The organism is Rhodococcus sp. Z13 (assembly GCF_025837095.1).
GTDB classification, from domain to species: domain Bacteria; phylum Actinomycetota; class Actinomycetes; order Mycobacteriales; family Mycobacteriaceae; genus Rhodococcus; species Rhodococcus sacchari.
Genome location: NZ_CP107551.1, coordinates 825,541 through 843,983, shown reverse-complemented (window position 1 = coordinate 843,983; position 18,443 = coordinate 825,541). Strand labels below are relative to the sequence as shown.

Genomic DNA, 18,443 nt, shown 5'->3' with positions numbered 1-18,443 from the left:
ATGGGGTCGATGCGGCACGTCCCTCAGCTCGACGAGAGCCACCACGGTTCGACCGTCACGGGCCGCGACGCGTCGATCCGCTGCCCCGGCTTCGGGACGGTGGTGGGGACCTCCGATTCCTGGGCGGCGGGCAGCAGCCGGGCGATCGGTTCCGACCAGCCGTGGAATGCCAGGTCGAAGGTGCCCCAGTGCACGGGGACGAGCAGGGCGTCGCGCCGGTCGACGCCACCGAGGTCCAGATGCGTGCGCACCGCCTCCTCGGGGTTCATGTGCACGTCGGGCCACCGCGCGTCGTAGGCGCCGACCGGCAGCAGCGTCAGGTCGAACGGGCCGTACTTCTCGCCGAGGTCGGCGAAGCGCGGGGTGTAGCCGCTGTCGCCGCCGAAGAACACCCGGTGCGTGGGTCCGGCGAGCACCCACGACGACCACAGCGTGATGTTGCGCTGCAGGCCGCGGCCGGAGAAGTGCCGGGCCTCGGTGCAGGTGATGCGCAGCCCGCTCACCTCGACGTGCTGATCCCAGTCGAGTTCGACGATCCGGTCCTCGGGGAGTTTCCAGCGCCGCAGGTGCGCGCCCACCCCGAGCGGCACCACGAACCGGGCCGTGGGCTGCAGGATCGCGAGGGTCTCGACGGTGAAGCGGTCGAGGTGGTCGTAATGGTCGTGGGAGATCACCACGGCGTCGAGTGCGGGCAGCGCCTGCAGTTCGACCGGCACGGGATACAGCCGCGCCGGCCCGATCGTGGGCGACGGCGAGACCCGCTCGCTCCACACCGGGTCGCACAGCACCCGGTGGCCGTCGACCTCGACGAGGGCACTGGAGTGCCCGAACCACGTCACGGCGAGGGTGCCCGCCTCGACCGGCGCGAGACAGGGCGCGAGCGGCACCTCGGTGCGCGGCCTGCCGCGACCCCCGCGGGTGAGCAGGTCCTTGGCGAAGCCACCGGCCGCCTCGGGGCCGAGCACCGACACCGGATCGGTGTTGTGGAAGCGGCCGTCGCGGTAGCGCGGGGAGCCGGCGGCGTAGGGCCGGATGTCGGACACCGAGGCCCCGAGGGAGCCTGGTAGCCCCTGGACGGCCCGCGCGAACCACACCGCGCCCGCTCCGGCGAGCGCGGTCGACACCGCGGACCGGAGGTTCATCGTCCCTGGAAGACCGGGTCGCGGCGTTCGGCGCGGGCGCGCCGGGCCTCCTGGGCGTCCTCGCTGAGCCAGGCGGCGGCGAGCGCGGCGGTCTGTTCCGGGGTGCTCTCGTCGCGGGTGCCGTCGTCGTTGAGGAACATTTTCATCGCACGCAGACTCAGCGGTGCCAGCTGCGCGATCTCGTGGGCCCAGGCCTGCGCGTCGGCGAGTTCACCGATCCGGTTGGCCAGCCCGCGGGCGAACGCCTCCTCGGCGTGGATCGGTTCGGCGGCCAGGAAGACCGCGCGGGCGGGGCCACCGCCGACGAGCGAGGCGAGCCGTCGCACCGTCCACCGGTCCACCGAGATGCCCAGGCGGGCAGCGGGAACCCCGAAGCGGGCGCCGGGCGCGACGACACGCAGGTCCGAGGCGAGGGCGAGCTGGGTGCCGGCGCCGATCGCGGGGCCGTTGACCGCGGCGATCACGGGGATCGGGGCGTTCTCGATGGTCCGCAGCATCTCGGCGAGGCTGTCGGTGAACCCTTCGGCGTAGACGTCGCCGCTCAGGTCCGCGCCGGCGCAGAAACTCGTGCCGCGCCCGGTGAGCACCACGGCGCGGGCGCCGTCCTCCACGGCCTGCTCGACGGACTCGCGGATCCCCACGCACATCTGTGTGCTCAGCGCGTTCCTGCGTTCCTCGCGCTGCAGCTCCACGGTCACCACGTGTCCGTCGCGGCTGTACCCGATCATGTGTCGTCCCATCCTTTCGTGCCGCCCCCCGCATCATTCCATCAGGCCGGGGGTGCACACTGCGGACCGGCTCGGAGAAGGGCACGACCCCATCTCCGAAGTTCGGTGTTCTCGACTTCGGTATCCGGGGTCGAGAACACCGAGGTTCCGATTTCGGTGGAGCCACGACGGTGAAGTTCACTCCTCGCCGCCGGCGTCCTTGGGTGGCCGGCCCGGCTTCCGCATGCGCGCGGCGTCGCGGGGCATCCTGCCGGCGTCGGTGAGGGCGCGCCGGAGCAGGAACTCGATCTGCGCGTTGGTGCTGCGCAACTCGTCGGCGGCCCACCGCGCGAGCGCATCGTGGACCGCCGGGTCGAGGCGCAGCAGCACCTTCTTACGTTCGGGCATGCCGCATGATCCCTGCTACTGGTAGAGCGATCCCGTGTTGAGGACCGGCTGGGCACTCTGGTCCCCGCAGAGTACGACGAGCAGGTTGGAGACCATCGCGGCCTTGCGTTCCTCGTCGAGTTCGATGGTGTGCTCGGCCTCGAGGCGTTCGAGCGCGGTGCCGACCATCGAGACGGCGCCCTGGACGATCTGTTCGCGGGCGGCGATGACGGCGCCGGCCTGCTGGCGGCGCAGCATCGCCTGGGCGATCTCGGGGGCGTAGGCGAGCTGGTTGATGCGGGTCTCGATGACACGGATGCCGGCGGACTGCACGCGGTCCTGGACCTCGGCGGTGAGCTTGGTGGTGATCTCGTCGGCGTTCTGCCGCAGCGACATCACCTCCGGGGCACCGTCGTAGGGGTATGCGCCGGCGATGTGACGGACCGCGGCCTCGGCCTGGACCTCCACGAACTCCTCGAAGTCGTCGACGTCGAAGACCGCGCGGGCGGTGTCCTCGACCTGCCACACGATCACCGCGGAGATCTCGATGGGGTTGCCGTCGGCGTCGTTGACCTTGGCCTTGCCGGTCTCGTGGTTGCGGATGCGCGTGGAGACCTTGCGGCGGGTGTTGAGGGGGTTCATCCAGCGCAGGCCGGGTTCGCGCAGCGTGCCGGTGTAGGAGCTGCCGAGCAGCTGCAGCACGCGGGCCTCGTTGGGTTCGACCAGCACGAGGCCGATGAGCGCGACGCCGGCGAGGACGACGGCGACGGCCCCCGCGACGATCAGCGGGACGTTCACGGACAGTGCGCCCCAGGCGATCAGCCCGATCCCGGCTGCTTCGACGAGGAGACCGGCGACGAGGACGGCCCAGCCGTTCGCCGACGGCCCGGGGCGTTCCGAGGTGACAGGGGACTTCACGGCATCCATGTTCTTCCCTCCAGCAATCAAAGCGATATTAAAGTGATATCACATTTTACGGCCCGCGACCACGTTTCCGCGGCACATCCACCCGGCTCACGGCATCATGAGAGGCATCGGAGCGAGAGGGAGGCTCGTGTCACGGATCGACGGAACACCCGTGGACGTCGTCGTCATCGGCGGGGGGCAGGCCGGACTGTCCGCCGCCTATTTCCTCACCCGCTTCGGAGTCGCCCGCGAGACCGGATTCGTCGTCCTCGACCGGTCGTTCGGGCCCGGCGGCGCCTGGCAGCACCGCTGGCCCTCCCTGACGCTGAGCACCGTCAACGGCGTGCACGACCTGCCGGGCCTCGCCTTCGCCGAGGTGGTGGACACCTCCGCCGGGCAGGTGCCCGCCGCCTCCGCGGTACCCGAGTACTACGCCGCCTACGAGAAACGGTTCGAGCTGCCCGTGCACCGCCCGGCGACCGTCCGGGTGGTGTGCGACCGCGGCGACCACCTGCGGGTGGAGACCGACACGGCGGTCTACGCCGCGCGCGGGATCATCAACGCCACCGGAACCTGGGAACGCCCCTTCGTGCCGTGGTATCCGGGCGTCGCGCGGTTCACCGGACGGCAGTTGCACACCAAGGACTACCGCACGGCCGACGAGTTCGCCGGGCAGCACGTCCTCGTCGTCGGCGGTGGCATCTCGGCGGTGCAGCTGCTCGACGAGATCTCCCGCGTCACCGAGACCACCTGGGTGACGAGGTCCGAACCACGTTGGAGCAACGAGCCTTTCACTGCGGAGCTGGGTCACTCCGCCGTCGCCCGCGTCGAGGACCGGGTGCGGCGCGGACTGCCGCCGGGCTCGGTCGTGTCCGTCACCGGGCTTCCCCTGACCCCGGCCCTGCGCGCCGCCCGGGAACGCGGCGTCCTCGACCGGCACCCGATGTTCTCGGAGATCACCGAGACCGGCGTGCGGTGGGCCGACGGCACCACCCTCGATGTCGACGTCATCCTGTGGTGCACCGGTTTTCGCAGTTCCCTCGACCATCTCGCTCCGCTGAACCTGCGTAATCCCGGGGGCGGCATCACGATGACCGGCCGTCTCGCCACACAGGTCGGGAAGGATCCGCGGATCCACCTCGTCGGTTACGGGCCGTCGTCGTCCACCATCGGCGCCAACCGTGCCGGCCGTGCCGCCGCGCGCGAACTTCTCGACCATCTGCGCGAGGAGGGTGCGACGCGGTGAGGCGACGTGCCGGATCGGTTCTGCTGGTCGTGGTGACCGCGGCCGCCGGTCTGCTCGTGTCCGCCCCGGCCACGGTCGACGTCGCACTGCCCCCACCTCCGCCCGCTCCGGAGGCACCTCCCCCACCCCCACCGTTGACTGCGGAGGAACTCGCCGCGCACACCCTGCCCGTCGTGGTGACGATCGACGCGTCCTCCGGCTGGACCGGGGTCACCGGCACCGGGATCGTGCTCACCTCCGACGGCACGGTCCTGACCAACCATCACGTGGTCAGCGGCGCCACCGAGATCACCGCGGTCAGCGTCGCGACCGGGCTGATCCACGACGTCGAGGTCCTCGGCTACGACAGCACCCGCGACCTCGCCGTTCTGCATCTCGGCGCGGCGAACGATCTGCCGGTCGCGCCGATCGCCGACGAACTGCCCCCGGTGGGCACGCGGGTCACCGCGTTCGGCAACTCGCAGGGCGGTGGGGTGGTCGTCGCGACCCCGGGCAGCATCGTCGCCTTCGACCGCAACGTCGTGGTGCGCGACGCCACGGACGGCTCCCGCCACCGTCTCACGGGGATGGTGCAGACGGACGCCCCGATCCGGCCGGGCGACTCGGGTGGACCGCTGGTCGACGAGTACGGCGTCGTCGTCGGGATCAACACCGCCGGTGCCGTCCACCGTGAGGACGCCACCCCGGTCGACAGCACCCCCGAGTCGTACGCGGTGCCGATCACCGAGGCGATGGCCGTGGTCGAGCAGGTGCGGTCCGGGGTGAGCGGCGGGTCGGTACACGTCGGCCCCACCCCGCGGCTCGGTGCGAGCGTGGTGACCTCGCGCGGGAACGGCCGCGACCCGGGCGCAGAGATCCTGTGGGTGTCCTACGGCAGTCCCGCCTACCGCGCCGGACTCGACATCGGCGACGTGGTGGTGACCTTCGACGGGCAACCGGTCACCTCGATCGCGGACCTGGAGGAGCTGCTGATGCGCCACCGGCCGGGAGACGCCGTGGCGATCGAGTGGGTCACGGAGGCGGGCGAGAAGCATTCCACCTCGGTCGTTCTCGACGACGGCCCGGCCCGCTGAGCGTCGATACCGACCCGTGGCGGACGGCCGGTCCGCCACGACCGGGATACTCGGATCCGTGAGCGCAACACTTCGTATCGACCATCTGTCCGCCTCCCGGGGCGAACGCGTCCTGTTCGACGGGCTGGACCTGACCGTCGCCGCCGGGGACGTGATCGGCCTGGTGGGGGCGAACGGAGCCGGCAAGTCGACGTTGCTCACGACGCTGGCAGGAGTCGGTGACGCCGACGTCACCGGGTCGGTGACGCTCAGCCCGCCGGACGCGACGATCGGCTATCTCGCCCAGGAACCGGAGCGCGTGCCCGGCGAGACGATCCTCGGTTTCCTCGCGCGGCGCACGGGCGTCGCCGAGGCCGAGCAGACCATGAACGCCGCCGCCGAGCGGCTCGGCGAGTCGGAGGTCGACGACTACACCCCTGCCCTCGAGCGGTGGCTCGCGCTCGGCGGCGCCGACCTCGCCGAGCGCGCCGAGAAGGTGGTCGAGGAACTCGGCCTCGACACCGGACTGGACGCGGAGACGACCGCCCTGTCGGGTGGGCAGGCCGCCCGCGCCGGACTCGCCGCACTGCTGCTGTCCCGCTACGACGTGCTGCTGCTCGACGAGCCCACCAACGACCTCGACCTCGCCGGGCTCGAACGTCTCGAGCGGTTCGTCGAGGAGACGCGGACGCCGCTGGTGATCGTCAGCCACGACCGCGAATTCCTGGCCCGCACCGTCACCGGCATCGTCGAACTCGATCCGGTGCAGCAGCAGATCTCGGTGTACGACGGCGGGTACGAGGCGTATCTGGTCGAGCGGGAGGTGGCGCGCCGGCACGCCCGCGAACGCTACGAGGAGTTCGCCGACATCAAGGCGGATCTCGAGGAACGTGCTCGCACGCAACGCAACTGGCTCGAGCACGGTGTCCGCAACGCGCGGCGCAAGTCCAAGGACAACGACAAGATCGGGCGTAAGCACCGCGCCGAGGCCACCGAGAAGCAGGCGGCGAAGATCCGTCAGATGCAGCGGCGCATCGAACGTCTCGATGTCGTCGAGGAGCCCCGCAAGGAGTGGGAGCTGCGGATGTCGATCGCGGCCGCACCGCGCAGCGGCACCGTCGTCGCGACGCTCGACGAGGCGGTCGTGCGCCGGGGGAAATTCACGCTCGGGCCGGTCACCACGCAGGTGGAGTGGGGCGACCGCATCGTCGTGACCGGACCGAACGGCGCCGGGAAGACGACGCTGCTGCGGGTGCTGCTCGGCCGGATCGCACCGGACTCGGGACGGGCGTCGCTGGGTTCCGGGGTGCTCGTCGGGGAGATCGACCAGGCCCGGGGTCTCTTCGAGGGCGACGAACCTTTGGTGGAGGCGTTCGGGCGGAACGTGCCCGACTGGCCGGACGCGGACGTGCGGACCCTGCTGGCGAAGTTCGCGCTCAAGGGTCATCACGTGCTGCGGCCGGCGTCGTCCCTGTCCCCGGGTGAGCGCACCCGCGCCGGGCTGGCGTTGCTGCAGGCGCGCGGAGTGAACCTGCTGGTGCTGGACGAGCCGACCAACCATCTGGATCTGCCGGCGATCGAGCAGCTCGAGCGTGCCGTCGACAGCTTCGACGGCACGCTGCTGCTCATCACGCACGACCGTCGCATGCTGGAGACCACACGCAGTACGCGTCGGTGGACGGTCGAGAACGGGCGACTGAGTGAGGAGTTGCTGTAGATGGGTGGAAGCGTCCGTGTGGACAGCTGGACGTGGTCGGTGCGGTTGTTCAAGACCCGTTCGGCGGCGGCGAGTGCGTGCCGCGCCGGGCACGTGCGCGTCGACGGAGTGACCGCGAAGCCGTCGACGCCGGTGACCATCGGCGCCGAGGTGCGGATCCGGGCGCACGGTCCCCACGGCATCGAGAAGATCGTCGAGGTCACCCAGCTCGTGAACAAGCGGGTCGGTGCGCCGATCGCGGCGACCGCCTACGTCGACCACAGCCCGCCCCCGCCGCCGAAGGAGGTTCTCGCGGCGGTGCCGCGCCGCGACCGCGGTGCGGGTCGTCCGACGAAGAAGGAACGGCGGGAGATGGATCGGCTGCGCGGTTTCGATCCGAGCTGACCGTTCCCGGCAACCGGCTCTCCGTTCCCTTCCATTGACAAATCGTTGGGTTTTTACAACAATTTGTTCATGAGTCCGGTTCGCCGTGGGGAAACCCTTCCCATCTACAACCGCATCCGCGTCCTCCGCACGGAACGCGGCATGAGTCGCGCACAGCTGGCCGAGCTCATCGGGGTGAACCCGCAGACCGTCGGTGCACTGGAACGCGGCGACCACTACCCCAGCCTGGACCTCGCGTTCCGCATCTGCGACGTGTTCGGGCTGCCGGTCGAGGCCGTCTTCTCGCGCACCGAGTTCACGCCGCTGTCGACCGAGCTCTACAGACCCCGGAAGGAGGCCTGACGTGTCCACCTCCTCGTTGATCGACCGCTACGAGGCCTACCGCACCCGCCGGTTCCTCGAGAACGAGAAGCTCTCCTCCCGCTGGCTGCCCGGCTGGCGCACACAGCATCGTCGCCGCATCCTCGCCGGCAGCGTGATCACCCTCCTCGCCGCGATGTTCGTCGTGGCGATCGCGTCGTACTTCACGAAATGGGCGGTGATCGCCTGGCTTCCGGTCACGCTGATCTTCCTGCCCACCTGGACGTGCCTGCAGATCGTCACCGGCCGCCAGTCCGACGCCCCGCGCCACGCCCTCGACGAACGCGAGATCGCCGAACGGAACAGCGCACGCTCGATCGGGATGTCGGTGGCCCAGACGCTGCTGCTGATCCCCGTCTTCGCCCTGATCTTCGGCGCCACGCTCGACTCCCTCGACCATCGCGCGCTCGCGTACTCGATGGGCGGATTCGCACTCGCCGCACTGCTGTTCAGCGGCTGCCTGCCCGCCGTTCTGCTCGCCTGGACCCGACCCGACGACGACCCCGAGGAGTGACTTGACCCTCACCATCGACAATCTGTCCAAACGCTACGGCGACAAGACCGCCCTCGACGGGGTGAACTTCGAGGTCCGTCCCGGCGAACTGTTCGGTTTCGTCGGCAGCAACGGTGCCGGGAAGACCACCACGATGCGCATCGTGCTCGGGGTGCTCGCCGCCGATGCCGGTGAGGTGCGGATCGACGGTCGCCCCGTCGATCTCGACGTGCGCCGCACGATCGGGTACATGCCCGAGGAACGCGGTCTCTACCCGAAGATGAAGGTCGGCAAGCAGCTGACCTACCTTGCTCGACTGCACGGACTTTCGAAGTCCGAGGCCCACGACGCGGTGGAACGGTGGACGGAGCGCCTGGGTATCGCCGAACGGGTCGGTGACACCGTCGACTCCCTCTCGCTCGGCAACCAGCAGCGCGTCCAGCTGGCCGCGGCGCTCGTGCACGACCCGAAGGTCCTCGTCCTCGACGAACCGTTCTCCGGCCTCGACCCCGTCGCCGTCGACGTCATGAGCGAGGTTCTGCTCCAGAAGGCGAACGACGGTGTGCCGGTTATCTTCTCGAGCCACCAGCTCGATCTCGTGCAACGTCTCTGCGACCGGGTCGGCATCATCTCCGCCGGCCGCATGCGGGCGGTGGGCACCGTCGACGAACTGCGCTCCGGGGGCGACGCGACCCTCGTCGTCCACGCCCCGCAGGCACCCGCCGGGTGGGCGCACGGTCTGCCCGGGGTCACCCACGTCGAGTACGACGGCGACCGTACCGTGCTCACCCTCGCTCCCGGCACCGACGACCAGCAGATCCTGAAGGCCGCGCTGGAAACCGGCCCGGTGCACGAGTTCTCGCTGCGGCAACCGTCCCTGACCGAACTGTTCCGAGAGGTGGTGGCCGCATGAGCGCCCCGATGAGCGATACCCGCGCGATCGCGCTCGTCGCCCGCCGCGAATTCGTCACGCAGGTCCAGAAGAAGAGCTTCCTGATCAGCAACGCGATCGTGCTGATCGCGATCGTCGTCGGTATCGTGGTCGCGTCCGTGCTCTCCGGCGGCGACGAGGAGCGGCCCACCATCGGTGTGGTCGGCGCCCCGGCACTGAGCGCCACCCTCGAATCCCTCGGGGAGGCCGTCGACACACCGCTCGAGATCTCCGAACTGCCCGACGCCGACACCGGCCGCGACCGCGTCGCCGCGGGCGAACTCGACGTCGCGCTGGTCCCCGGCTCCGGGAACACCGTCACCGCCGTCACCGAGTCCGACATCGACACCGACGTGAAAGCGCTCCTCGACGCCGCGGTGGTGCAGCAGGCCCAGACCGAGGCGCTGACCGCGCGCGGGATCGATCCGGCCGAGATCGCCGGCGAGGTCTCCTCCGCCACGGTCGTGGTCGAAGCCGTCGACCCGCCCGACCCGGAGCAGGGTCAGCGCATGGTGCTGTCGATCGCCGCGGTGGCCCTGCTGTACATGCAGATCCTGCTCTTCGGCACCTACGTGGCGATGGGTGTCGTCGAGGAGAAGTCCTCGCGGGTGGTCGAACTGCTGCTGTCCACCCTGCGTCCACTGCAGCTGCTGTGGGGCAAGATCCTCGGCATCGGTGCCGTCGGCCTGGTGCAGCTCGCCGCCTACGGCGTCGTCGGGGTCGGGGCGTCGCTGGCCACCGGCACCCTGACGATCACCGGCACCGCCCTCGGGGTCCTCGCCGGCACCCTCGGCTGGTTCATCCTGGGCTTCACGTTCTTCGCGGTGCTCTACGCCGCTGCGGGATCGATGGTTTCGCGCCAGGAGGACGTCAACTCCACCTCCGGCCCGCTCATGATGGTCATCCTCGTGATGTTCTTCGCGGCGTTCTCGTCGATCGACGATCCCGAGTCGGGCTGGAGCACGACGCTCAGCTGGATCCCGCCGTTCTCGGCGATCCTCATGCCGCTGCGCATCGCTGCCGGGGTCGCGACCCCGATGCAGATCCTCGTGACCATCGTGCTCATGCTCGTCGCGATCGCAGTGCTCAGCGTGGTCGCCGCGCGCATCTACCAGCGGTCGATCCTGCGAATCGGCCGCACGGTCACCTGGAAGGAAGCGCTCGGCCGCTGAGCGGCCCCCGGCAGCTCGGCCGCTGAGCGGCCCCCGGCAACTCGGCCGCTGAGCGGCCCGATCGAGGGGGAGGATGTGTGCGCTCCTGCCGCCGCGGAGCACACACATCCTCCCCCTTCTTCGTGCCGGTATAGGTTGACCTCGAACGACGAGAACAGGTGGAGGCAACGTGGCCGGGAAGATTTCGGCGCAGGAGTTCATCGACAACGTGCTCGACCCGGGCAGCTTCGTCTCCTGGGACGTCCCGCCCATCGACGTCGGCGCCGGGGAGAGCTATCGCGCCGACCTGCAGCGGGCCGCCGAGAAGTCCGGGGTCGACGAGTCCGTCCTCACCGGCGTCGGCACCGTGCACGGCCGGCGCATCGCCCTGATCGTGTGCGAATTCTCCTTCCTCGCAGGGTCGATCGGGGTGGCCGCCGCCGAACGGATCGTCACCGCCGTCGAACGCGCGACCGCCGAGGGACTGCCGCTGCTCGCCTCCCCCACCTCCGGGGGCACCCGCATGCAGGAGGGCACGCTCGCCTTCGTGCAGATGGTCAAGATCGCCGCGGCGGTCGCCGCCCACAAGGCCGCACACCTCGGTTATCTCGTGTACCTGCGCAACCCGACGACGGGCGGGGTGTTCGCGTCGTGGGGTTCGCTCGGGCACGTCACCGCCGCCGAACCCGGCGCGCTCGTCGGGTTCCTCGGCCCGCGCGTCTACCGGGCCCTGTACAACGAGCCGTTCCCCGAGGGCGTCCAGACCGCCGAGAACCTCTACCGCAACGGTGTGATCGACGGGATCATCCCCCTCGAGGGCGTGCGGCAGGTGGTGCACCGGCTGCTGCGGGTGCTCGTCGAACCGAACCGCCCCGACATCAGCACGAGCCCCGCGGTCACCGATCCCGCGGACGTGCCCGACATCCCCGCCTGGCAGTCGGTGATGCTCAGCCGCCGCCGTGAACGGCCGGGTATCCGGCAGCTGCTGCGGCACGCGGCGTCGGCGCAGGTGCCGCTGTCGGGAACGGGGCAGGGAGAGTCGGACCGCACCGTGATGCTGTCCCTCGCCCGCTTCCGCGGGGTGTCGTGTGTGATGTTCGGGCAGGACCGGTCCGGCCAGTCGCCCGAGCAGACGATGGGGCCCGGCGCGCTGCGCGAGGCCCGTCGCGCCATGCGCCTGGCCGACGAACTGCGGCTGCCGCTCGTGCTCGTCATCGACACCCTCGGCGCGGCCCTGTCGAAGGAGGCCGAGGAACGCGGTCTCGCCCCGGAGATCGCCCGGTGCCTCGCCGACCTCGTGACCCTGCCGACCCCGACGGTGTCGGTGCTGCTCGGGCAGGGTACCGGCGGTGGGGCGCTGGCGCTGCTGCCCGCCGACCGGGTGCTGTGCGCACAGCACGGCTGGCTTGCGCCCCTGCCGCCCGAGGGCGCCAGCGCAATCGTGCACCGCGACACCACCCACGCCCCGCGCATGGCCGAGGACCAGGGCATCCGCTCCCGCGACCTGCTGCGCGACGGCATCGTCGACGCGGTGGTCCCGGAGCTGCCCGACGCCGCAGCGGAGCCGGTGGGGTTCGTCAAGCGGGTCGGCGCGGCGGTGGCGCGGGAACTCGTCGCACTGGCCGACGAACCCGACGACCTGCGGTACCGCAGGCGCCTCGAGCGGTACCGCCGGCTCGGGGTTCCGGACCTACGGGAATGAGCGGCAGGAACGGCCGCGGCACCCGACGATCCACCATTCGTCGCGTATTTCCGTCCGTCCGGCGCAGATCGCACTCGTCCTGGTGATCGGTCACATAGGGTGTTCGCGGCCACAGTTGTAGGCGAGGAAGGACAGGAAAGCGATGAGCTCGTACGAGGAGGCGTTCCGCCGGAGCGTGGAGGACCCGGAAGGGTTCTGGCTCGAGGCCGCCCAGGCGGTCGAGTGGGAGAACGCCCCGACCCGGGCTCTCGACGACTCGGCGGCACCGGCTTACCGCTGGTTCCCCGACGGCACCCTCAACACGAGCGTCAACGCCCTCGACCGGCACGTGCGCGCCGGCCACGGCGACCGCCCGGCCCTGATCTGGGATTCGGCGATGGTCCCGGCCAAGCGCACCTACACCTACGCGGAGCTGCTCGACGAGGTCGCGACCTTCGCCGGTGTCCTGCGCGACCAGGGCGTCACCGCCGGCGACCGCGTGGTCGTCTACATGCCGATGATCCCCGAGGCCGCCATCGCGATGCTCGCGTGCGCCCGTATCGGCGCCGTGCACTCGGTGGTGTTCGGTGGGTTCGCCGCCAAGGAGCTCGCCACCCGCATCGACGACGCGACCCCCGTGGTCCTCGTCACCGCCTCCGGCGGCATGGAGCCCGGCCGCATCATCGAGTACCTGCCGATGGTCGAGCAGGCGATCGGGTTGTCGCAGACTCCGCCGCACACCGTGATCGTCAAGAACCGCGAGCAGATCCCCGGTTCGGCAGCGGACTACAAGACGTCCTCCGCGGCGTGGTTCGACTGGGACGAGCTGGCTGCCGACACCACTCCGGCCGAGCCGGTGACGGTCGCGGCCACCGACCCGCTCTACATCCTCTACACCTCCGGCACCACCGGGAAGCCGAAGGGCGTCGTGCGCGACAACGGCGGTCACGCCGTGGCGCTGACCTGGTCGATGAGCGCCATCTACGACATCGGGCCCGGCGACGTGTGGTGGACGGCCTCGGACGTCGGCTGGGTCGTCGGCCACTCCTACATCGTCTACGCCCCGCTGCTCGTGGGTGCGACCACCGTGATGTACGAGGGCAAGCCCGTCGGCACCCCGGACGCCGGTGCGTTCTGGCGGATCATCTCGGAGAACGGCGTCAAGGCGCTGTTCACCGCGCCCACCGCGATCCGCGCCGTGCGCAAGGCCGATCCGAACGCCGACGAGCTGAAGAAGTACTCGATCGACACGCTGGAGACCCTCTTCGCTGCGGGTGAGCGCCTCGACCCCGACACCTACGAGTGGGCGACGAAGGTGCTCGAGCGCCCGGTCGTCGACCACTGGTGGCAGACCGAGACCGGCTGGGCGATCGCTGCGAACCTGCGCGGCCTGGACCCGATGCCGCTCAAGGCCGGCTCCCCCACCGTCCCCGTGCCGGGCTACCGGGTGGAGATCGTCGACGGCGAGGGCAAGCCGGTCGAGCCGAACACCGAAGGCAACATCGTCATCGGTCTCCCGCTTCCGCCCGGCACGCTCGCCGGTCTGTGGCGGGACGAAGAGCGCTTCCGCCGCTCCTATCTCGACACCTTCCCCGGGTACTACCTCACCGGTGACTCCGGCTTCGTCGACGAGGACGGTTACGTCTTCGTCCTGGGCCGCTCCGACGACGTCATCAACGTGGCCGGGCACCGGCTCTCCACCGGCAGCATGGAGGCCGTGGTCGCCTCGCATCCGGCCGTCGCCGAGTGCGCCGTGGTGGGTATCCGCGACGAGCTGAAGGGTCAGCGCCCGTCGGGATACGTGGTGCTCAAGTCGGGTGTGGAGATCGACCACGAGACACTGCGTCGGGAGCTCGTCGCGATGGTCCGCGAGCAGATCGGCGCGGTCGCGACCTTCCGCGATGTGACGGTCGTGCAGGCGCTCCCGAAGACCCGGTCGGGCAAGATCCTCCGCAAGACGATGCGGCAGATCGCCGACCACGAGCAGTTCACCGTGCCGTCGACCATCGAGGACCCGGCCGTCCTCGAGGCGCTGCGCGAGCAGCTGCAGGGCTGATCCGCCCCTTCGCACACGGAGTGGACGGCCGCACAGGTATCCGGCCTGTGCGACCGTCCACTTCTGTTGTCAGCGGCCGTCTTCGGTGCCGGTACTGTGCGCCTCGCGCAGGCGACGGCCGTGTTCGACGAGTTCCTCGTACTTGGCGGCGTTCTTCTCGATCACCCGTGAATCCCGTTCGGGCAGTTGCAGGGTCTCCTCCGCCGACATCCCGGCCTGCAGCTGGCGGCCGCGTTCCATCTCGGCGTCGAATTCGGCGCCGAACAGCAGCGCCAGGTTCGTGATCCACAGCCACAACAGGAAGATCACGGCACCGGCGAGGGAACCGTAGGTCTTGTTGTAGCTGCCGAAGTTCGAGACGTAGAAGGCGAATCCGACCGACGCGAGGATCCACACGACGATCGCGATGAGCGAACCGAGGCTCACCCACCGGAACTTCGGCTGCGCGACATTGGGCGTCGCGTAGTACAGCACCGCGACGATCACGATGACGAGCAGCAGCATGACCGGCCATTTGACGATGTTCCACGTGGTCACGGCGGTGTCGCCGAGTCCGATGACGTCGCCGATGGTGCGGGCGAGCGGGCCGCTCACCACCAGCATCAGCGCGGTGGCACCCGCGGCGACGAGCGCCAGTGCCGTCACGAGCAGCATCAGCGGCCGCAGCTTCCAGACGGGCCGGCCCTCCTCGATCTCGTAGATCCGGTTCATGGCCCGTCCGAACGCCCCGACGTAGCCGGACGCCGACCACAGGGCACCGACGACACCGATGAGCAGGGCGAGTCCGGCGGTGGGTGCCGCCACCAGCTGTTCGATCGGACCGCGCAGGGTGTCCACCGCCGACGACGGACCGAGATCCTCGACCATGCCGAGCACGGTGTCGACGGTGGCCTGCCCCTGCCCGAACACCCCGAGCAGGGAGACCACGACGAGCAGCGCCGGGAACAGCGACAGCACCGCGTAGTAGGTGAGCGCGGCGGCGAGATCCGTGCACTGGTCGTGCCCGAACTCGCGAATCGTGCGTCGCAGCACGTACTTCCACGACAATTTCGTCAGGTCCGTGGGCGAATCGGGCTTACGGGGATCGTCCGGGGCCACGGTGGCCCCGGACGAGGCGTCACCTCTGTGCTCGGCATCCATACCGCGGCGGATACCCGCCCTCGCGCCTCCACCAAACCCACCGCGGAGGACGGCCCCGAACCCGCCTCCGCGAGCGCGCCACGGCCGTACGATCCGCTCATGACCGACACCCCGCTCGAGGGCACACCCGACGGTTTCGCGAGGATCGCGTCGCACCTCGACTACCCCATGTTCGTCCTCACCGCCTTCGACGGCGAGGAACGCAGCGGCTGCCTCATCGGGTTCGCCACCCAGAGCGCGATCGACCCGGCGCGGTTCTTTGTGGCGTTGTCGAACAAGAACCGCACCTACCGCATCGCACACGCCTCCGAGCACCTCGCCGTGCACGTGCTCACCGAGGCCAACCGCGACCTCGCATCGCTGTTCGGGGAGCACTCCGGCGACGACATCGACAAGTTCGGCCGGTGCGCGTGGCGGGAAGGCCCGTACGGGCTGCCGATCCTCGACGACGCACCGGCATGGTTCGTCGGGCGGATTCTCGGGCACTCCGAGATCGGCGACCACGGCGGCTTCCTCCTCGACCCCGAGCGAGGGGATGTGCGCGGCGACCTGGACGGGCTGCTCACCTTCGCGAAGGTGAGCGATCTGGAGGCGGGTCACGGCGCGTGACGTGCATCCGGAAGACAGGAATGATCTGATCGGCGACATGCGACGACTCGACGGCGACCCCACCGCGGCGCACCCGCTGGACGATGCGGCCCTGCGCAACCTCTACGCCTATCCGGACAACCTCACCCGCCCCTGGCTGCGGATCAACTTCGTGTCGTCCCTCGACGGCGCCGCAGCGGTCGAGGGACGGTCCGGAGCGCTGGGTTCTCCCGCCGACAAGAAGGTCTTCGGGTTGCTGCGCGAACTCGCCGACGTGATCCTCGTGGGCGCCGGCACGGTGCGGGCCGAGAACTACGGGGGCGCCCGCACGAGCGAGGCCCTGCGGTCGCGCCGCGAGGCGGCCGGTCTGTCGCCGATCCCACCGGTCGTGGTGGTCACCGCCTCCTGCGACCTGCATCCCGATCTGCGGCTGTTCACCGACACGACGATCCCGCCCGTGGTGTTCACCTCGGCGCGGGCACCCGAGGCCGCCCGGCGGGCCGTGGAGGCCGCGGGCGCCGACGTGCGGGTCGTCGCGCAGGAGGAGATCGACGGCCCTTCCCTGCTCACGGCGGTCGCGGAGGCGGGCTGGCGGCGGGTGCTGTGCGAGGGCGGCCCCAACCTGTTCGGCCGTCTCGTCGAGGACGGTGTCGTCGACGAGCTGTGCCTGACCTGGGCGCCGGTGCTCGCCGCCGGGAACGCCGGGCGCATCGCCCGCTCCCCCGGATCCGCCCTGACCCCCATGCGCCGCGCACACCTGCTGTGTGACGACGACGGCACCCTGCTCACCCGCTGGGTGCGCCCGACCGCTCTGGAAGGAGATGGCGATGGCCGATGACGACGTGGTGGAGGGGACGGACACCTCCGACGAGCTGATCGACGAGCTCGCGCAGCTCGCCTGCGACCGGAAACTGACGCTCGGGTGCGCGGAGTCGCTGACCGCGGGCACCATCGCCGCCCGGCTCGGCGCCGCGAAGGGCAGCTCCGACTGGTTCCGCGGCGGCATCGTCGCGTACTCGCGCGAGGTCAAGTACGGGCTGCTCGAGGTTCCCGAGGGACCGGTGGTGTGCGAGAGCGCGGCGCGCACGATGGCCGAGAGCACGGCCCGATTGCTTGGCGCGCAGCTCGTCGTCGCGGTGAGCGGCGCCGGTGGCCCCGACCCGCAGGACGGCCGCCCGCCGGGCACGGTGTGCTTCGCGACGACCGGTCCGGACGGAACCCGCAGCGAGGAGCAGCACTTCGACGGCGATCCGGAAAAAGTGCTCGCCCAGACCGTGAGGCACGCACTAACGTTGCTCCGCGACCGGGCATCCGCCTGAGATCGCACCTCACAGGGGGGTCGTGTGCGCACTCTGACCTACTACGTCGCCGTCACGATGGACGGCTTCATCGCGGGACCGAACGGGGAGTACGACTTCTTCCCGATCCCCGACGAGCTCACGGCCGCACTGGTGCAGGAGTACCCGGAGACCGTCCCCACACATGTGCGTGATCATCTCGGAATCGATTCTCCGAACAAGAAATTCGATTCCGTGGTGATGGGGCGTCGCACCTGGGAACCGTCGCTCGACGCCGGGGTGACGAGCGCGTACAAGCACCTGGATCAGTACGTCTTCTCCACCACCATGACCGAGACGCCCGACGACACCGTCACCCTCGTCGACAGCGACCCGCTCGCCTACGTGCGCGACCTGAAGAAGCAGGACGGTGCGGGAATCTGGTTGTGTGGCGGTGGATCTCTCGCCGGCACGCTACTGCCGGAGATCGACGAACTCGTCCTGAAGATCTCCCCCGTGGTGATCGGCGACGGCATCCCGTTGTTCCGCAGCGGATTCGATCCGATCCGGTTCGACCTCACCGAGAGCCGGGTCTTCGGGGGTGTCACGGTGAACCGGCTGGTGCCGCGGGGTGCGGCCGCCTGAAAACCGGGTGCGCGTCGCCGGTCGCGGGGCCTACCCTGGCGGCATGCGAGTGACGTTCACGAAGGGTCCCGGCATCGGGTACGAGGTCGCGGTGCAGCGCGAGACCGGTCCGGCGCTCGCACCCCGCAACGGCCCCGGCGGCCACCCCTATCTCCCCCACGACCTGGTCCATCTGCTGGTCGAGCTGGAGGCCGGCATCGAACTCGGCGTGTTCGGGCAGCTGGCCGCCGGCGACAACGGCCTGTTCTGGCCGGCCGACCCGGCCGAACGCGCCCGGGCCGGCCGGCAGCGCCGGGCCGGGAAACGCCACCTGCCACCGCGAGCGGAAGCCGACATGGTCCGCTCGGAGGAACTCGCGCGGATCGCCGTGCCGGTCTGGGAGGTCCGCCGGGGAAAGGCGCCCGGCCTGCCCGGCTACGTGTCGCCCCGGGACGTCACCCCGCTGGTCGAGCGGATCGTGGATCGCCTCGACGAGCACGCCGACCGGTGGCACGCGCTCCCGGTCGACGGCTCGCTGACGGTGGACTGGAAGGTGCCCTCACGGAACCGGAGGTGACCCGAGGTCACAGTGCCGACGAGG

General features: G+C 70.3%; 20 protein-coding genes. 15 read left to right on the top strand and 5 right to left on the bottom strand.

The features are described from left to right. Positions 1-23 precede the first annotated feature (23 nt). The 4 genes from OED52_RS04005 to OED52_RS03990 all read right to left on the bottom strand — a co-directional run bounded on the left by OED52_RS04005 (position 24) and on the right by OED52_RS03990 (position 3,163). Positions 24-1,142, bottom strand: coding sequence for an MBL fold metallo-hydrolase (locus tag OED52_RS04005; RefSeq protein ID WP_264153396.1), 1,119 nt, complete (start codon positions 1,140-1,142; stop codon positions 24-26). Next, positions 1,139-1,870, bottom strand: a complete 732-nt coding sequence (locus OED52_RS04000) for an enoyl-CoA hydratase (protein ID WP_264153395.1) — start codon at positions 1,868-1,870, stop codon at positions 1,139-1,141. The genes OED52_RS04005 and OED52_RS04000 overlap by 4 nt, the downstream gene beginning before the upstream one ends. A 177-nt stretch (positions 1,871-2,047) precedes the next feature. After that, the gene (locus OED52_RS03995) at positions 2,048-2,257 is read right to left on the bottom strand and encodes a type II toxin-antitoxin system antitoxin (protein ID WP_264153394.1); all 210 of its coding nucleotides are present in this window, start codon (positions 2,255-2,257) and stop codon (positions 2,048-2,050) included. Between the two features lie 15 nt (positions 2,258-2,272). Further along, positions 2,273-3,163, bottom strand: coding sequence for an SPFH domain-containing protein (locus OED52_RS03990; RefSeq protein ID WP_264153393.1), 891 nt, complete (start codon positions 3,161-3,163; stop codon positions 2,273-2,275). 97 nt (positions 3,164-3,260) lie between these two features. Between OED52_RS03990 and OED52_RS03985 the strand changes: the two genes are divergently transcribed. From OED52_RS03985 to OED52_RS03940, 10 genes are all read left to right on the top strand, one after another. Beyond that, positions 3,261-4,388, top strand: coding sequence for an NAD(P)/FAD-dependent oxidoreductase (locus tag OED52_RS03985; RefSeq protein WP_264153392.1), 1,128 nt, complete (start codon positions 3,261-3,263; stop codon positions 4,386-4,388). Then, positions 4,385-5,461, top strand: a complete 1,077-nt coding sequence (locus tag OED52_RS03980) for a S1C family serine protease (RefSeq protein ID WP_264153391.1) — start codon at positions 4,385-4,387, stop codon at positions 5,459-5,461. The genes OED52_RS03985 and OED52_RS03980 overlap by 4 nt, the downstream gene beginning before the upstream one ends. A 58-nt stretch (positions 5,462-5,519) precedes the next feature. Further along, positions 5,520-7,157 (top strand): ABC-F family ATP-binding cassette domain-containing protein, encoded by a 1,638-nt coding sequence (locus OED52_RS03975; RefSeq protein WP_264153390.1) that lies wholly within the window; start codon positions 5,520-5,522, stop codon positions 7,155-7,157. Further along, positions 7,158-7,541, top strand: a complete 384-nt coding sequence (locus OED52_RS03970; RefSeq protein WP_264153389.1) for an RNA-binding S4 domain-containing protein — start codon at positions 7,158-7,160, stop codon at positions 7,539-7,541. A gap of 69 nt (positions 7,542-7,610) precedes the next feature. After that, the gene (locus tag OED52_RS03965; protein WP_264153388.1) at positions 7,611-7,883 is read left to right on the top strand and encodes a helix-turn-helix transcriptional regulator; all 273 of its coding nucleotides are present in this window, start codon (positions 7,611-7,613) and stop codon (positions 7,881-7,883) included. A gap of 1 nt (position 7,884) precedes the next feature. Next, entirely contained in the window at positions 7,885-8,415 is a 531-nt protein-coding gene (locus OED52_RS03960) for a hypothetical protein (protein WP_264153387.1), read from the top strand. A gap of 1 nt (position 8,416) precedes the next feature. After that, entirely contained in the window at positions 8,417-9,307 is an 891-nt protein-coding gene (locus OED52_RS03955; protein ID WP_264153386.1) for an ABC transporter ATP-binding protein, read from the top strand. Continuing rightward, the gene (locus OED52_RS03950) at positions 9,304-10,497 is read left to right on the top strand and encodes an ABC transporter permease (RefSeq protein WP_264153385.1); all 1,194 of its coding nucleotides are present in this window, start codon (positions 9,304-9,306) and stop codon (positions 10,495-10,497) included. The genes OED52_RS03955 and OED52_RS03950 overlap by 4 nt, the downstream gene beginning before the upstream one ends. A 169-nt stretch (positions 10,498-10,666) precedes the next feature. Continuing rightward, positions 10,667-12,178 carry an acetyl-CoA carboxylase carboxyltransferase subunit alpha/beta gene (locus OED52_RS03945; protein WP_264153384.1) on the top strand — a complete coding sequence of 504 codons (1,512 nt, stop codon included), beginning with the start codon at positions 10,667-10,669 and terminating at the stop codon, positions 12,176-12,178. A 142-nt stretch (positions 12,179-12,320) separates the two neighbouring features. After that, complete coding sequence (locus tag OED52_RS03940) at positions 12,321-14,213, top strand: propionyl-CoA synthetase (RefSeq protein WP_264153383.1); 1,893 nt, start codon at positions 12,321-12,323, stop codon at positions 14,211-14,213. A gap of 69 nt (positions 14,214-14,282) precedes the next feature. Here OED52_RS03940 and OED52_RS03935 read toward each other — a convergent pair whose 3' ends face one another. After that, complete coding sequence (locus OED52_RS03935; protein WP_264153382.1) at positions 14,283-15,353, bottom strand: YihY/virulence factor BrkB family protein; 1,071 nt, start codon at positions 15,351-15,353, stop codon at positions 14,283-14,285. A 99-nt stretch (positions 15,354-15,452) separates the two neighbouring features. Between OED52_RS03935 and OED52_RS03930 the strand changes: the two genes are divergently transcribed. Genes OED52_RS03930 through OED52_RS03910 form a run of 5 tightly spaced genes read left to right on the top strand, consistent with a single transcriptional unit; the run spans position 15,453 to position 18,419 of the window. Further along, positions 15,453-15,962, top strand: coding sequence for a flavin reductase family protein (locus OED52_RS03930; protein WP_264153381.1), 510 nt, complete (start codon positions 15,453-15,455; stop codon positions 15,960-15,962). A 37-nt stretch (positions 15,963-15,999) separates the two neighbouring features. Beyond that, a complete protein-coding gene (locus OED52_RS03925; protein WP_264153380.1) occupies positions 16,000-16,779 on the top strand; it encodes a pyrimidine reductase family protein in 780 nt (259 codons plus the stop codon). Continuing rightward, complete coding sequence (locus OED52_RS03920) at positions 16,769-17,260, top strand: CinA family protein (protein WP_264153379.1); 492 nt, start codon at positions 16,769-16,771, stop codon at positions 17,258-17,260. Before OED52_RS03925 ends, OED52_RS03920 begins: the two co-directional genes overlap by 11 nt. Before the next feature lie 24 nt (positions 17,261-17,284). Continuing rightward, complete coding sequence (locus OED52_RS03915; RefSeq protein ID WP_264153378.1) at positions 17,285-17,863, top strand: dihydrofolate reductase family protein; 579 nt, start codon at positions 17,285-17,287, stop codon at positions 17,861-17,863. 43 nt (positions 17,864-17,906) lie between these two features. Next, positions 17,907-18,419 (top strand): hypothetical protein, encoded by a 513-nt coding sequence (locus tag OED52_RS03910; protein WP_264153377.1) that lies wholly within the window; start codon positions 17,907-17,909, stop codon positions 18,417-18,419. The last annotated feature ends 24 nt before the right edge of the window (positions 18,420-18,443 follow it).

Bases quoted from the DNA above. Each gene is read 5' to 3' on its own strand.
- OED52_RS03920 (WP_264153379.1), top strand. From the start codon at position 16,769: ATGGCCGATGACGACGTGGTGGAGGGGACGGACACCTCCGACGAGCTG.
- OED52_RS03930 (WP_264153381.1), top strand. From the start codon at position 15,453: ATGACCGACACCCCGCTCGAGGGCACACCCGACGGTTTCGCGAGGATC.
- OED52_RS03985 (WP_264153392.1), top strand. From the start codon at position 3,261: ATGAGAGGCATCGGAGCGAGAGGGAGGCTCGTGTCACGGATCGACGGA.
- OED52_RS03995 (WP_264153394.1), bottom strand. From the start codon at position 2,257: ATGCCCGAACGTAAGAAGGTGCTGCTGCGCCTCGACCCGGCGGTCCAC.
- OED52_RS03940 (WP_264153383.1), top strand. From the start codon at position 12,321: ATGAGCTCGTACGAGGAGGCGTTCCGCCGGAGCGTGGAGGACCCGGAA.
- OED52_RS04000 (WP_264153395.1), bottom strand. From the start codon at position 1,870: ATGATCGGGTACAGCCGCGACGGACACGTGGTGACCGTGGAGCTGCAG.
- OED52_RS04005 (WP_264153396.1), bottom strand. From the start codon at position 1,142: ATGAACCTCCGGTCCGCGGTGTCGACCGCGCTCGCCGGAGCGGGCGCG.
- OED52_RS03990 (WP_264153393.1), bottom strand. From the start codon at position 3,163: ATGGATGCCGTGAAGTCCCCTGTCACCTCGGAACGCCCCGGGCCGTCG.
- OED52_RS03910 (WP_264153377.1), top strand. From the start codon at position 17,907: ATGCGAGTGACGTTCACGAAGGGTCCCGGCATCGGGTACGAGGTCGCG.
- OED52_RS03970 (WP_264153389.1), top strand. From the start codon at position 7,158: ATGGGTGGAAGCGTCCGTGTGGACAGCTGGACGTGGTCGGTGCGGTTG.
- OED52_RS03925 (WP_264153380.1), top strand. From the start codon at position 16,000: ATGCGACGACTCGACGGCGACCCCACCGCGGCGCACCCGCTGGACGAT.
- OED52_RS03935 (WP_264153382.1), bottom strand. From the start codon at position 15,353: ATGGATGCCGAGCACAGAGGTGACGCCTCGTCCGGGGCCACCGTGGCC.
- OED52_RS03965 (WP_264153388.1), top strand. From the start codon at position 7,611: ATGAGTCCGGTTCGCCGTGGGGAAACCCTTCCCATCTACAACCGCATC.
- OED52_RS03950 (WP_264153385.1), top strand. From the start codon at position 9,304: ATGAGCGCCCCGATGAGCGATACCCGCGCGATCGCGCTCGTCGCCCGC.